Origin of the sequence: Gorillibacterium timonense (assembly GCF_001457415.1) — a bacterium.
GTDB classification, from domain to species: domain Bacteria; phylum Bacillota; class Bacilli; order Paenibacillales; family NBRC-103111; genus Gorillibacterium; species Gorillibacterium timonense.
Map to the genome: position 1 here is coordinate 225,536 of NZ_LN881723.1, position 14,637 is coordinate 240,172.

Sequence of the window (14,637 nt, forward strand, 5' to 3'; positions counted from 1 at the left end):
AAACCTCCTAAGTGGTATGATGATGCCGATCCTTGTACTCGCTGAACGTGATGCCTTCATAGCGTTTGAACTGCCGGTAGAAATGCTCGGTATTCTGAAATCCCGCCCGGTTGATGCTCTCCATCCCGGCATACCGGTTTTGCATGAGCTCCTTCTTGACCGCCGATATCCGCGTTTTGTTCAAGTAGTCGTTGAAGCTTTGCCCCGTCTTCTGCTTGAAGAGCTGCCCGAGATAAGCCGTGTTCATGTAGAACAACCCGGCGATTTGCTTCAAGCTCAGATTCTCAGAGTAATGGCCGTTTATGAAGTGGAGGATCGCTTGAATGAGATCCGGTTCCTTCTGCTTGGCGAGGAGGCATATGTGCTTTCCGGTTGTGCACATGGCCTCTGCAAACCACTCGGTAAAAGGAGGCTGCCCGGAGCGGATCTGTTCCTCGAACTCCCGTTCCAGCTTGGCGAGAAAGGGAGCGGGATTGTCTTCGAAGCGGCTGATCAAACGCCCGATTTTGGAGAACAGGCTGTAGACGATGCCTTCCACGACCGGCTTCGGCAAACGTCTTGTCTCCGTCTCGCGGACAAACTCGCGGGTTTCCTGCTCCAGCTTGTCGAGATCGCCTTCCTCCATCCGTTGAATCAGCCTATCGCTGTTCCAGCGGACATCCCAGAAGAGCTCATCCGGCCCGTTCTTTGAGTCATAGAAGCAGATGGGGGCTTGCGACCCATTCCGTTCCAGCACATACAAAGCTTGTTTACGGCTGAGGGGAGCCTTATCGACTGGTACGGGATCACCGACTCCGATCAAGACATCCTGACGAAACCATTGCCGGGCAGCTTGGAGAACTCCGGTCAGAAGCGCTTCCGCCCGCTCTTGATCCATCCCCGGCTGGAAGATGATCCCGATCATTCCCTCCGCTTCCTCATAGACATAACCAAGCCCCGGCTGTTGGAGCGTCTCCTCCAGCATGTTGCGCAAGCCGTACCGATACAGCATGGCATCATACAGGCTGTCGCTTGCCAGCTTTTGAAAGAGAGTCAGTTCTACGAGGCCGATACGAATGCCTTCCTCCTCCAAGGCAATTCCCCAACGGCTGCCATACCCCTGAAATTCGGAAGAGCTCAGCACACCTGCCGTATAATCGGACAGAACTTTGTCCCGAGCGAGATTCCGCGTTTGCCGCTCTTCCAAGCGCAGCTTACGCTCCTCGTCCAACTCCGACTTCAGCTTCAGCAGCGAGCGACCGAGCTCATCGACCTCAACCGGCTTCAGCAAATAATCGTTGACTCCGTACGCGATCGCCTTCTTGGCATATTGAAAGTCACCATACCCGCTAAGAATCATCACTCTCGTCCGGCTGCCGGAGCTGCGAAGGGCGTTGATGAGCTCAAGCCCGTCCATTTCGGGCATGCGAATGTCGGTCACCAGAAGGTCTACCGGATTCCTCTGCATGAAATCCAACGCCGTCAAGCCATCCCCGGCGGTCCCGATGATTCGGAAACCGAATTGCTTCCAGTCAATCAGCAGCTCCATTCCTTCCGTGATCCGTTCTTCATCGTCCACAACGAGAACGTTATACATCTGTCATCCCTCCGCTGCTATAGGGAATCCGAAGGCTCACCCGGGTTTCCTCCCGATGCCGACTCTCCAGCTCCATCCCGTATTCCTCTCCGAAGCAGGATTTGATCCGTTCCACGACGTTGATCAACCCGACGCCCCGTCCGTCCTCTCCAAGCTCACGCCGTTCGATTCTGCCGCGCACCCGTTGGAGCTCCTCTTCGGTCATTCCGATCCCGTTGTCGATGACGGACAGTACCGCGCGATCCCCGTCGATGACTCCGGTGATTCGGATGCGGCCCGCTGTTTTGACGCGTTCGATTCCGTGCTGGATGGCATTTTCCACAAGGGGCTGCAGGGAGAACTTCGGCACTTCGACTTCATAGAGCCGTTCATCCACCTCGATAACGTATTCCAGACCTCTACGGAACTGGATGATCTTCAAGTAGGATTCGGCAAAACTGAGCTCTTGGCGGAGCGGAATCCGATTGCTGGACCAATCGAGGCTGTTTCGGAACAAGCGGGCGAAGCTTCCGATGATGTCGGCTGTCTCCCGGTCGCCTTTCTTGATGAGGTGCATGCGGATCGCATCCATCGTGTTGAACAGGAAATGCGGATTGATTTGGCTTTGCAGGGCATGCAGCTCGGCGTCCCTTTTTTGCAGCATCAAGGTCTTGATGCCGATTTCCTTCTCGTAGCCTTCATGGATCAAGGTGTTGATCCGGTCGACCATCTTGCGGAAGCTCCGGTTCAGCTCCCCGATCTCGTCATTGTGAAGGTCCGTCACCGTCACTTCCATTCTGCCTTCCCGCACGCCGGACATATGGCGAACCAAATGCTTTAATCGCTCCGAGAGCGTCTTGGAGAAGAACAGCATGAGCCCGAAGGCCACTAGGAAGCATACAACGTACACCGTCAGGCTCCGGCCGACCACCCGACTCATCTGCTGCAGGATGCTTTCGTTCGACACAAGAACGATCAGTCTCCAGCCCTTGAGCTCCCGATTGTTGTCAAGCCCGGCGATCAAATAGGACTGCTTCTGCCCTTGATCCGTATGCATCCGATCGGTAAAGCCCGGAATATCGCTCATGTGTTTGCCGATGTATTTACGGTTCGCCGACGAGGAGATCAGTTGATCCTGTCCGTTGAACAGGTAGACTTCCTCATTGCCCTGATCCTGTTTCATAAATTCTGAGAGACTGCTCTCCGGGATATCAATGCGAAGGACATTCGTCGCCCCATGGCTGATGTCCGATACCAAAACCCGCCCAAGCGTGAATTCGAGCCGATTCAGATCCTGGTTGAAAAAGACGGGACCAAGCACATTGTAGCCCTGCGCTTGAACGATTCCGTTGTACCAGTCGGACTTGAGGTCCTCTTCCGAGGTGTGGAAAAAGAGCGGCGACGACAAGCCGCTTACCGCGTCGGAATAAATCCGGTAGCGAGCTTCCGGACTGGATACGATCAGCTTGGCGGAATATTGATCCGTTAGAGAGCTCATCTGGTACCGTTCCGTAAGGGTCAATGCTCCGTCCGCATAATCCCGGTTGAGGAATTCCAGCAAGTTCTTATCCAAAAGAATCTCATCGGAGATCAGGTCGTACTTATCGATCACATTGCGGATATTCGTCTTCATTTGAACGAGATTGCTGCGGTGAATCTGCATGGTGTAATCAAGCGCTACGTCTATCATGCTGCGAACGAGATAGATCCCGATGACGGTTACCGGCAGCAAAAAGATCAGCAGATAGCTCAGCATCAGCTTTTGACGCATCTTCATGGAGCCCATTCGCTTGGCAAGCTTCTCATGGAATCGCATACCCATTCTCCTTTGGGCTTGAGCGTGTGTTCAAACCGCTGAGACGAACGATAAGGACGGTCATCATCCGATCAAGGTTCAATCTAGCATCCGGTTTAAAACACTCTCTTGATCACGTTAAAGAACGTATTCGTGACAGCCCGCCGCCTCTCCTCCCTTCTCTCTGCAAGTGGTGGATCGCAAACAGGACAGGGAGGCAAGGATATCCTGCGACGGCGCTGCCGACTCAAGTCTCCTTGCCTTTCCTCAGACGCTCACGATTTACTTACCCTTCTTAGCCGAATAGTCATCCCACTGCTTCTGGGCTTCTGCGATGACTTTGTCGAGACCGGCCGCCTTCAGCTTGGAACGGAATTCCGCAAGCTTTTCCTTCGGGTCGATCGTGCCCCAATAGAAGCCTTCGTAGTTCTTATAAACATTCGTGACCGAAGCGATTTCGCGCTTAACGGGGGAGGAGTCAAATTGAAAGCCGAGGGTTTTATCCGGTTTGGCCGTCTCGTTGAACTCGTCGAACAGCTTCCACTTGTCCGGGTTTTCCCCTTCCATCAGATAGTTCAAATATTGATTTCCGTATTCCCAGGCCACATCCGCTTGAGAATAGCCGGCGTTCGGGATCAGCTTGATGAAGTTGTCATCGATCTTCGTGTAATCGACGTTTTCCTCACCGAATACGAGCAGATTGTTCAGGTATTTGTCGTTGTAGAACAGCTCCAAGAACATCAACACTCGTTCGGGATCCTCGGAGGTGCTGGATATCGCAAGCGATGAGCCGAGTACATCGTCGTTGCCGACATACGAATCCGTCAGATAGATTTGGTCGTACTTGGCATCCGCCGCCACCTGCCCGGACTGATGCATCGCCTGCGTAAGCTCGTCGGCTTTGCCGGGCTTCAGCTGGAATTCGGTTGAGAACACCGTTCCCAGGTTGATTTGGTCGTCTTGGGAAGTCAGCGCATCCTTTCGGGTATAACCGGAATCGTAGTAGTCGCGCATCATCGTCGCATACTCGTCAAAGTAAGCTTCGTTAAACAGGGAGACGATCTTGTTATCGTTCGGGTCCTTGGGCATGGCGAGAAGAGTACCCGAGCTCAAAATTTCGTAAGGCTCCTTGTCTTTGCTGAAGGTCCCGGAATACATCGGAGGCTGCTTGCCTATTCCATCGATCAACCCGGATTCCTTAACCTTTGCGTAGATCGGCTTCATGTCCGCCCAGCTCTTCACTGCGCTCATATCCAGATTCAGCTTCTCCGCGATGTCTTTGCGATAGACGATACCTCGGGCATGTGCGCGGTCCTTGTTGCCGGGAATTGCGAATAGCTTGCCGTCCACCTTGGACGCTTCCCAGAAGTCCGGCTTGAACAAAGCCTTCGTCTTTGGAGCATATTGGGTCAGGTTCTCTTCGGAGATCGGCCAATAGAGCCCCTTTCTCGCTTTGCCGGCATGGTCCCACCAGGAAGGAGAGAAGATGAGATCGAACTTCTCGCGGGTGGAGAACATCGCGTTGGTCTTCGCATCCCAGCTGCCCCAATCCAATACCATGAGATCGATGGTGGCGTTGATTTTGTCCTTTAAGTAATCGTTTGCAAGCTTTTCGATGCGGGCTGTATCGCGGGGCTGACCCGATCCGACCATCACCCATTTGATTTCATACGGCTTCAGCTTCGATACATCGACACCGGTTGCTCCTGTTGCCGCTGCTGTCGCACCGCTCGATGCGCTCGGCTGCTCCGACGCCTTGCTTGCGGATTTGCCGCCGCAACCGGCGACCATGGACAGGACGAGCGTGAGCGTTAACAGCGTGCAAGCGAATTTGGTAGACGAGCTCTTCACTTCGTTTTCCCCCTAAGTTGTGATGAAGTCATGTATGCTTACCCGGCATGAAGCCGGTAGAAGCCATTTCCATATGGTGCTTATCGCATCGATAGCAGAAGCCGAAAGCTCAGCCCTTCACCGCTCCAACGGTGAGGCCTTTGATAAAATACTTTTGCAGCCAAGGGTACACGGCGACGATCGGTCCGATGGTGATGACGGCGAGCGCCATCCGTGCGCTTTCCTTCGGAGCTTGATATGAAATTTGAGCCATCGTCAATTTATCGGAATTTTCCGATAAGAATTGAATGTTGGTCATCACCCGATAGATCAAATATTGCAGGTTGTACAGGCGCGGCTCGGTTATGAGCATGAGCGGCAGAAAATAATCGTTCCAGAAGCCGACCGCCGCGAAGATGGCGATGGTCGCTAGACCCGGCAGCGACAGAGGCAGCACGATCCGAAAGAAGGTTCTCAGCTCACCCGCCCCGTCGATCTTGGCCGATTCGATCAGCTCCGCAGGAATGCTCTGGGAGAAAAAGGTGCGCAGCACGATGACATAGAAGCCGTTCATCACATAAGGCAGGACGAGCGCCCATAGGGTATTGGTCAGATGAAGAAATTGGGTGCAGATCAGGTACCAGGATACGAGGCCGCCGTTGAACAAGGTCGTGAAGAACAGGAAGAACATAAACTTGTTGCGGTATTTCAAGTCCTTCCGGGATAGCGGGTAAGCGAACATAGCGATGATAAGCAGGCTGAGCAACGTTCCAACCACCGTGACCAAGATGGTGACGCCGTACGCTTGAACGATCCCCTCTCCCACCTGAAAGATAAATTTGTAGGAGGATAGACTGAACTGCCGGACAAAAAATTGATAGCCGTATTCTCTCAATGTCCCCTCATCTGTAAAGGAAACGCAGATCACGAGAATGACGGGAAGGATGCAAATCAAGACGACCGTCATGAGCAGCAGATGAAGGACAGCGTTCATTTTCTTGGATATCGTTAATCCCACGTTCTCCATCTCCTAGAATAGTTTATAATCTTCGTCGATCTTTCTCGCGAACAGGTTCGCTCCCAGCACCAGAATGAAGCCGACAACCGATTGATAGAGGCCCGCGGCGGAGCTGAGCCCGATATCGCCGCTGTTCATGAGCGAATGATAGACGTAGGTGTCAATGACTTCCGTCGTCTCTCTCAGGCTGCCTTGATTGAGCGGAACGTTGAAGAAGAGACCGAAATCCGCTGAGAAAATCCGTCCGACCGCCATGATCGTCAAGATGGAGATCATCGGCGCCAGCAGAGGTAAAGTGATGCTGCGAATCTGCTGCCATTTGCTTGCTCCGTCGATCATCGCCGCTTCGTAATAAGACTCATCGATCCCCGACAAAGCAGCCAGATAAATGACGACCGAGTAGCCCGCATGCTTCCAGAGATTCATAAACACCAAGATGAACGGCCAATACTTCGGTTCCTGATAGAAGGGTATGGCATCCGCTCCCGTGAGCTCGATCATCTTATTGAGAAACCCGCTGGTCGGATGAAGGAACGCATACACGACATAACTGACCACAACCCACGATAGGAAGTTCGGCAGGAAGATCACGCTTTGATAGAACTTGGCCATCTTCTTATGAAGCAGCTCGAACAGCATGATGGAGATCGTAATGGGGACGATCAGCCCGAGAATGATGAAGACAAAATTGTAACCAAGCGTGTTCCGGGTAATTCGCCAGGCATCGGGTGTGCTGGTAAAGAAGGTGAAATTGTCGAGCCCGATCCAGGGGCTGTCCTGCAGACTTTTGAGAAACGTAGCTCCGTACCGCATATCCTTGAACGCAATGATAACCCCGAACATCGGAAGGTAACTGAACAAGAGCAGCAGAGCGATACCTGGTATGAGCATAGAATATAGCACTTTGTTCTTTCGAAACTCGTGACCGATTCCCGGGATTTTCCGAAGGAAACCTCGGCTTGCTCTCTCTAGCTCAGCGGCTCCTTGTGGGTGGACGACTTTCTGCATCTCCTCAACTCCTTGCTTCAAGTATAGAAGATGATCCACTTTGGAGTCGTGGATGTAATTATAGGCCTGCACGACATAATTATGGTTCTTCCTGAACGATGGCATAGAAAAAGACACCTGATCAAGGCTTACGCCTTGATCAGGTGTCCCGTCGTCTCCGTGACGATTGCTATTCTTTGTTTTTCCGGCGCAGGAACGTCGGAATGTCCAGCTGATCTCCGGACGGTTGGCTGCCGAACGGACGAAGCGGAGGCATCCGGTTGTCCGTCGTCTGACCTTGCGGTGCCGATGCAGCGGAGGAATGCGGTTCCGCTCCGGTTACTGGGCGTTTCTGAGCCGGTATGCTCGGTGCTTTGTGCTCAAAGCCGGTAGCAATGACCGTCACCTTGATCTCTTCCTTCAGGTTCTCGTCGATGATCGCACCGAAGATCACGTTGACTTCGGGATCGGAAGCCGCGATCACTATCTCAGCCGCTTCATTGACTTCATAGAGACTCAGGTTGGAGCCGCCGGTGATGTTCATGATGACGCCGCGTGCGCCTTCAATGGAGGTTTCAAGCAACGGGCTCATGATCGCCTTCTTCGCTGCTTCGGCCGCACGGTTCTCGCCCGTTCCGATCCCGATGCCCATCAGGGCGGAGCCGCGTTCAGTCATGATCGTCTTCACGTCTGCAAAGTCCAGGTTGATGAGACCCGGAACCATGATCAGATCAGAAATACCCTGCACCCCTTGGCGAAGAACATTATCCGCTTCGCGGAAGGCTTCGACCATCGGTGTCTTCTTGTCGACAATTTCGAGCAGGCGATCGTTCGGGATCACGATCAAGGTATCGACTTTTTCCTTCAGCGCGGCAATACCCTGCTCGGCTTGCATCGCACGCTTGCGGCCTTCGAAGGTAAACGGGCGGGTGACAACCCCTACCGTCAAGGCTCCACATTCTCTGGCGATCTCGGCTATCACCGGAGCGGCACCCGTTCCGGTGCCGCCACCCATCCCTGCGGTCACGAATACGAGATCCGAACCCTTCAAGGCTTGTACGATCGCCTCACGAGATTCTTCGGCTGCTTTCTTGCCTACGTCCGGATTGGCTCCGGCCCCAAGTCCGCGAGTCAGCTTCTCCCCGATCTTGAGCTTCAGTTCCGATTTGGCCAAGTTCAGAGCCTGAGCGTCGGTATTGACCGTAATAAACTCCACGCCCTGAATGCCATTTTCGATCATTCGATTGACGGCATTGCTGCCACCGCCGCCTACACCGATCACTTTAATGGTTGCAAGTTGGTCAACATCGAGATCAAATTCAAACATATACGTTATTATCCTCCTCACTGGTCGTGTTCCAATGCCTCGTGATTCCAGGCGTTTAGTCCGATCAGATGTATTCGCTTAACCAGTTTTTAAACCGTTCGAACCATCCCGGCTGATCGTTTCGTTGCTGTTTCTTGGCTCCGCCGGATTTGGTGCTGCCGCCGACGGTAGCGCGTTGCTTGTGAGTCTTGATCATTTGCGTGATGATTCCGACACCGCTGGTATAAGAAGGGTCGCGGACTCCGATATATTCCGGAGAGGCGACGCGGACGGATGTGGCGAGTTCCTTCTGAGCGACGCTCAGGAGTCCCGGCATGGAAACCGTTCCGCCGGTCAGAACATAGCCTCCAGGAGCGTTGCCGTATCCCATATGGAATACTTCGCTGCGAATCAATTGGAAGATTTCTTGAACACGAGGTTCGATAATCCCGGTGAGGTCAACCTGTGTAAACTCTTTTTCGGAATTGCTGCCGATTCTCGGAACCTTAAATACTTGATCGTTTGCGGCAAGCTCCGTTTGGGCACAGCCGAACTTCAGCTTCACCCGTTCGGCATGCTCCATTTGGGTATGGAGGCCGATGGAGATGTCGCTCGTAATCAAATCTCCCCCGATTGGAAGAGTCGAGGTAGCGGTGATCGTTCCGTTCTCGAAGATGGCGATCGTCGTTGAACCGGCGCCGATATCGACCAGAACCGTCCCGATGGTCTTCTCATCCTTGGAGAGAGTCAGGTTCCCGGCAGCGAGCGGCATAAGGATCAGACCGATCACTTTTAAATCCGCTTTCTCAACCACACGACGCAAATTATGTATGGATGATTTCGCGCCCGTGATAATCGTCGCTTCCACTTCCAAGCGTACGCCGATCATCCCGCGGGGATCCTGAATGCCTTCCAGACCGTCGACTACGAATTGCTTCGGAACGACTGCAATGATTTCCCGTTCGGGAGGAAGCGCGATGACTTTGGCCGCCTGCAGCACGCGGTCGATATCGTCTTCGCCGATTTCACGGTCATCGTTCGCAACGGCTACTACCCCATGGCTGGTGAGAAGAGAAATATGATTGCCCGATATTCCGACATAGACTTCATGAATTTGAATACTGACCATGCGTTCGGCATGCTCGACCGCGCTGCGGATCGAATCTACGGTTTGGTCAATATCAACGATGGCGCCCTTTCGGATTCCTTCCGAATCCGCCGCGCCAACGCCGACTATATGAATGGAACCGTTGTTCACTTCGCCGATGATGGCGCGAACCTTAGAGGTTCCGATATCCAAGCTGACGATTGTATCATTGCCGCCCAATCTGGGGCACCTCCCTGAGCGAATTGCGATGTAGAGCCGTGTAACCTTTTACTTATTCCACACGATTCGCGGTATCCCTTTTTTATTCACCATAATTTTTAACGATTTGCTGTCGATTCCCGTCTAGGAACTACCTTAAGGACGACAAATGCCCGCCGGACGGGTCATGAAAACAATTTTAACATTTCTTGGGCTTCATGAGTAGTCCATTTTCCAGAAAAATCAGTTCACGGATCGAGCGATGAAGACGCCTGCGGAAACGGGATTCCCCGGTCCTGCTCTAGCAAAGTCAAGATTCCGGTAGTCCCATTTTTACGCTTGAATTCGCTCGTGTAATAAGAAAGTTTGGGAATCTTTTCCTCCAACAAACTGATTCGTGTGACGACCTCGAAACGGGACCGGGTATACAGCTTGATCCGGTCCGAAAACACATTGGGATACGGCTTGATTTCGGAGATGTCGGACAGCTGCTCTTCCGGAATCGCGGCGAGCACCCTGGCAAGCTCCTTCCATTCCGCCTTCCCTTGTTCCCAGCCGGTAAGAATCGGCCGATCGGACGGGAAGGCTTTGTCCTTAAGCCCGTAAGAGTTCCCGTCCGCCAACACCACTTCCGGTCGCCCGTCTTTTCCCAACTGGTACGCGGCCCTCGGGAATTCCTTCACTTCAATGTTGAGCAGGCCGGGAAAGGTCTTCGTCACCTTGACGGACTCCACCGCTTTGACGGTGAGCAGGTGTTTCTTGACGTCCTCTACCTTAACGAGGAAAAAGGAATCCCCCGTCTTCACACCGGAAGCTTGTCCAAGCTGCGAGAGCTCCGCGATCTCGTTACCGGTTATGCGAATCTCGGAAATTTTTCCGAGTGGGGATTGAAAGAAGAGGTAAGCGAATAGAATGAGAAAAAAGAAGAGGAGCACGAGGATCAGCCTGCGGCTGCCGCGCTTCTTCGGCCTTCCCGCTTTGAGTGCGGGGACGGTTTGATCCTTGGGCAAACGCAAGACACCTACTTTGCTTGGGATGGGTCATGCCGCCCCCCGATCCATTTGGCCATAGGCGGCAAGTGCAGGATCGGGGCAGCAGAACCGTAACCCAACGCGTGTATTGAAATGAATCTCAAGATCTCATCCGATTCGATCGAGTGGAGATGACAGCTCTTCCCCTTCGGGGGATTTGCGGCGAATCCGCGCTCCAAGCCGGGTGAGCATCTTCTCGATCTGCTCATAGCCCCGGTCGATATGATGAATTTGTTCCACAACCGTCGTGCCGTGGGCAGCGAGACCGGCGATGACCAGTGCGGCTCCCGCTCGAAGATCGGTCGCTTCCACCGTCGCTCCGTATAACCGGGGAACTCCCTTGATGTACGCCGCGTTCATATCCACCCGGATGTCCGCCCCCATCCGCCCGAGCTCATCCACATGCTTGAAGCGGCCTTCAAAGACGGTTTCCTTCACGATGCTGAGCCCGTCGGCCAAGGATAAAAACACCATGATGAGGGATTGCAGGTCGGTCGGAAACGCAGGATAGGGTGATGTGACAATCCGTTCCACCCTTCTCGGACGGTTATGGCATTGTATATTCATTATATCACCGGAAGAGATGATTTGAACACCGGCGCGCTTGAGAACGTGAATGAGGGAAGTCAAATGCTGTGGATTCACCTGCTCAAGCGTCACGTTCCCCCGGGTAGCCGCAGCCGCTACCATAAGGGTTCCCGCCGCAATCCGGTCCGGAATGATCCGATAGACGCAAGGATGAAACCGGCTCACTCCATCGATGGTGATCGTATCGGTCCCCGCCCCATAAATGCGAGCGCCCATCGCGTTCAGAAAATGCTGAAGGTCTTGAATCTCCGGCTCGCGTGCAGCATTGTGAATCGTTGTGCGGCCCACAGCGGCTGCGGCGGCCATCATGATATTTTCCGTTGCTCCTACACTTGGAAAGTCAAGGACAATATCGGCTCCCGTGAGCTTCTCCGCTCGGCATACAATGGTGCTGCCCGTTTCCTCGATGACAGCCCCGAGCGCTTCTAATCCTTGGAGATGAAGATTGATCTTGCGCTCTCCAATCGCACAGCCGCCCGGTTGATAGACCGTTACCGATCCGAATCGGGCGAGCAGCGGTCCCATGAGGAAGATGGACGAACGCATCTGCTTCATCAGCTCTTCCGGGATATGGGAAGAATGAAGCCGGCTCATATCCAGATGGACCTTTTGTCCGGTAAGGACGGCCCTGCTCCCCAGCGAGGTCAAGATATCCAGCATCACCTGGATATCCAAGAGATCGGGAACGTTCTCGATGATCAGGTTCCCATCACTCAGGACACTGGCAGCCAATATGGGAAGCGCGGCATTCTTGGCTCCTTGGATCCGAATGGTTCCCGAGAGAGGTTTCCCGCCTTCGATCACCAATTTTTCCAAAGACTCACCTCCTGTTAGCTTCGCAGCTAACCGGCAAGCGATAGCCTCAATCCATCTCTCCCATGATGAGAACCTCTGGTGTAAGCACAACGCCGAATTGGGCAACTATTCGAGTACGAATCAGGTCAATCAAGTCGAGAACATCCTGGGCGGTCGCCGTACCGGTATTGATGATAAAATTCGCGTGCAAGGTTGATACTTCCGCTCCTCCGACCCGTTGCCCTTTCAAGCCGGCCGCTTCGATGAGCTTGGCGGCGTGATGGCCTTCCGGATTGCGAAACGTGCTTCCCGCACAGGGAAGCTGCAGCGGTTGAGTCCGCAGTCTGCGATCCTTATACGTCGCCATCGCTCCTGCGATTTCTTTGCGGTCGCCGGGCTCAAGCGCGAACACCGCTTCCGTCACGATGCCGGCACGCTCCTGCAGGACCGAATGGCGATAGCGGAACAACAGGTCTTCCCGGGTCCACACCTCCACTTCTCCGTCCTCAAGCACAACTTCCGCTTCTTTCAAAATCCGCGATACATCCGAGCCATGCGCTCCCGCATTCATGTAGACGGCTCCTCCGACCGATCCCGGAATTCCGCCGGCAAATTCCAGACCCGTGAGTCCTTGCTTGCCAGCCAGTACGGATAGCTTGATGAAGGAATATCCTCCGCCCGCTCGGATCAACCCGTCTTCAAAACGGGCATCCGCCAGCTCTCCGGCCAGCTTGATGACCGCTCCACGCACCCCCTTGTCGCTGACCAGAACGTTGGAGCCGCGCCCAAGCACATGCCAAGGTGTCCCATGGGCATGCAGAAGCTGCATCAGCCGGACAAGCTGATCCCGGTTGTGGACCGTAGCCAAGAGATCCGCCGGGCCTCCAATTTTCCAAGTCGTATGGGCACTGAGCGGCTCGTTGGTCAGAATAACGCCTGCATCTGCCGTTTGAAGATCGGCTATGAGCTGTTGCATCGGAAACCTCCTCCAACAAACACCGGAAGAAGCGGAAGCTCCTTCCCCGAGAATGGCGGAATGTGGGTGTTTGTCACGGTTATAGTGTATGGTATGTGAAACGCGTAAGAGTGTGACAGCCGCCCATAGGACGGCGGAAATAATGATGAAAGCCTACGGCCTGCGGCCTGCTTGTCCAATTTCGGACGTTCCGGTCGGGGAGGGCCGGATGGCGAGCCTCCCCCAATGTCAGCGGCAAGGAGGAACTGCTGGTTGTAGAGGCTCTGTTTCTGTGCTTGCCGAGAGCAGACAGTCGAAAGCGGAGCGTCTGAGAGGCGCAAGCCATACGAAACTTCCCGTTAGCGGATCAGCCGGACCATCTCCCGGTAAAAGAGCGACGCCGACTCGCTCTCCCCGATCTTGCGGGAATTCTCAGCCATTCTGCGCCGTTTGGCCGGATTGCCCATGATCGCCTCGATTTCACGAGCCAGCCTCTCTCCGCTAAGCTCCTTTTCCGCTAGCAGGATCGCGGCTTCTTCCTTCTCCAGCCATCTTGCATTGGCTTCCTGATGATGGTTGGTCACATTGGGAGACGGAATGAGGATGGATGGAATTCCGAGCGCGGTGATCTCCGCCAAAAAGGACGCCCCCGCCCGGTTGACAATGAGCGAGGTTGCGGCAAGCACTTCATGCATATTGTGCAAATACGGCCTCATCTTGAGCCTCTCCGGAAGCGGGCCGATGAGCTCCTGTACCCGGGCCAAGGTTTCCTCGTAATAAGGTTCCCCGGTAACGAACAGGTAATAGACTCCCGGAGTGCGTGACAGTCGGGATGCCAAACCGATCATCGCTTCGTTGATCGCCTTCGCTCCTCGGCTCCCTCCTACCACCAGAACCAGCTTATCGCCTTTCTTGAGTCCCAGCGAGCGGATACCGTTGAACGAATTGGCGTAAGCCACGGTGGTGGCACGCGGATTCCCCGTATAGACGGCGTGGCGTGCGGACGGGAAGTTCTTCTCCGAGCCGCGGAAGCTGACGGCTACCGTATCGGCGTACCGGCTCAGGAATTTGTTGGTGAGCCCGGGAATCGCATTCTGCTCGTGGATGAGCGTCGGGATTCCGAGCCTGGCTGCTGCGTACACAACCGGCCCGCATACATAGCCGCCGGTGCCCACGACGATGTCAGGCCGGAAATCGCGTAAGAGCATTCGAGAATGTCCGGCCGCCTTCATGAAGCGAACCACGGTTCGGACATTGTCGAAGCTGAGCTTTCGCCGAAACCCCGTGATCTCCACCGCCTCAAAGCGAAGATCGGGATGAGCTTTGGCTACAATGCCGCGCTCCAGTCCCGTCGTCGTCCCGATATAGAGAAAGCTTGAATCCGGTTCTTCCCTGGATACCTCTTCCAGCACGGACAAGGCCGGATAGACATGCCCTCCGGTACCCCCGCCGCTTAAAACGACTCGCATGA

General features: G+C 54.2%; 11 protein-coding genes. All 11 read right to left on the reverse strand.

What is annotated here, in order from left to right; all coding sequences use genetic code 11:
• Positions 1 to 7: 7 nt before the first annotated feature.
• The 11 genes from BN2684_RS08890 to murG all read right to left on the reverse strand — a co-directional run bounded on the left by BN2684_RS08890 (position 8) and on the right by murG (position 14,635).
• A complete protein-coding gene (locus tag BN2684_RS08890; RefSeq protein ID WP_058301822.1) occupies positions 8 to 1,576 on the reverse strand; it encodes a response regulator transcription factor in 1,569 nt (522 codons plus the stop codon).
• Positions 1,569 to 3,371, reverse strand: coding sequence for a sensor histidine kinase (locus tag BN2684_RS08895; protein ID WP_058301823.1), 1,803 nt, complete (start codon positions 3,369 to 3,371; stop codon positions 1,569 to 1,571). Before BN2684_RS08895 ends, BN2684_RS08890 begins: the two co-directional genes overlap by 8 nt.
• Before the next feature lie 261 nt (positions 3,372 to 3,632).
• Positions 3,633 to 5,201 carry an ABC transporter substrate-binding protein gene (locus tag BN2684_RS08900; RefSeq protein WP_058301824.1) on the reverse strand — a complete coding sequence of 523 codons (1,569 nt, stop codon included), beginning with the start codon at positions 5,199 to 5,201 and terminating at the stop codon, positions 3,633 to 3,635.
• Between the two features lie 109 nt (positions 5,202 to 5,310).
• Entirely contained in the window at positions 5,311 to 6,198 is an 888-nt protein-coding gene (locus tag BN2684_RS08905) for a carbohydrate ABC transporter permease (protein ID WP_392389004.1), read from the reverse strand.
• 12 nt (positions 6,199 to 6,210) lie between these two features.
• The gene (locus BN2684_RS08910; protein ID WP_082651928.1) at positions 6,211 to 7,206 is read right to left on the reverse strand and encodes an ABC transporter permease; all 996 of its coding nucleotides are present in this window, start codon (positions 7,204 to 7,206) and stop codon (positions 6,211 to 6,213) included.
• Between the two features lie 169 nt (positions 7,207 to 7,375).
• On the reverse strand, positions 7,376 to 8,512 hold the full coding sequence (gene ftsZ, locus BN2684_RS08915) for a cell division protein FtsZ (RefSeq protein ID WP_058301826.1): 1,137 nt from the start codon (positions 8,510 to 8,512) through the stop codon (positions 7,376 to 7,378).
• Positions 8,513 to 8,576: 64 nt separating this feature from the next.
• Positions 8,577 to 9,818, reverse strand: a complete 1,242-nt coding sequence (gene ftsA / locus BN2684_RS08920) for a cell division protein FtsA (RefSeq protein WP_058301827.1) — start codon at positions 9,816 to 9,818, stop codon at positions 8,577 to 8,579.
• A 227-nt stretch (positions 9,819 to 10,045) separates the two neighbouring features.
• Positions 10,046 to 10,807 carry a cell division protein FtsQ/DivIB gene (locus tag BN2684_RS08925; protein WP_058301828.1) on the reverse strand — a complete coding sequence of 254 codons (762 nt, stop codon included), beginning with the start codon at positions 10,805 to 10,807 and terminating at the stop codon, positions 10,046 to 10,048.
• Between the two features lie 129 nt (positions 10,808 to 10,936).
• Positions 10,937 to 12,232, reverse strand: coding sequence for a UDP-N-acetylglucosamine 1-carboxyvinyltransferase (gene murA / locus BN2684_RS08930; RefSeq protein ID WP_058301829.1), 1,296 nt, complete (start codon positions 12,230 to 12,232; stop codon positions 10,937 to 10,939).
• Between the two features lie 46 nt (positions 12,233 to 12,278).
• Positions 12,279 to 13,187, reverse strand: coding sequence for a UDP-N-acetylmuramate dehydrogenase (gene murB / locus BN2684_RS08935; RefSeq protein ID WP_058301830.1), 909 nt, complete (start codon positions 13,185 to 13,187; stop codon positions 12,279 to 12,281).
• A gap of 338 nt (positions 13,188 to 13,525) precedes the next feature.
• On the reverse strand, positions 13,526 to 14,635 hold the full coding sequence (gene murG / locus BN2684_RS08940; protein WP_058301831.1) for an undecaprenyldiphospho-muramoylpentapeptide beta-N-acetylglucosaminyltransferase: 1,110 nt from the start codon (positions 14,633 to 14,635) through the stop codon (positions 13,526 to 13,528).
• Positions 14,636 to 14,637: the final 2 nt, after the last annotated feature.

Coding starts and splice junctions, on each gene's coding strand:
- BN2684_RS08890 (WP_058301822.1), bottom strand. CDS start 1,576: ATGTATAACGTTCTCGTTGTGGACGATGAAGAACGGATCACGGAAGGA.
- BN2684_RS08895 (WP_058301823.1), bottom strand. CDS start 3,371: ATGCGATTCCATGAGAAGCTTGCCAAGCGAATGGGCTCCATGAAGATG.
- BN2684_RS08910 (WP_082651928.1), bottom strand. CDS start 7,206: ATGCAGAAAGTCGTCCACCCACAAGGAGCCGCTGAGCTAGAGAGAGCA.
- ftsZ (WP_058301826.1), bottom strand. CDS start 8,512: ATGTTTGAATTTGATCTCGATGTTGACCAACTTGCAACCATTAAAGTG.
- murB (WP_058301830.1), bottom strand. CDS start 13,187: ATGCAACAGCTCATAGCCGATCTTCAAACGGCAGATGCAGGCGTTATT.
- murG (WP_058301831.1), bottom strand. CDS start 14,635: ATGCGAGTCGTTTTAAGCGGCGGGGGTACCGGAGGGCATGTCTATCCG.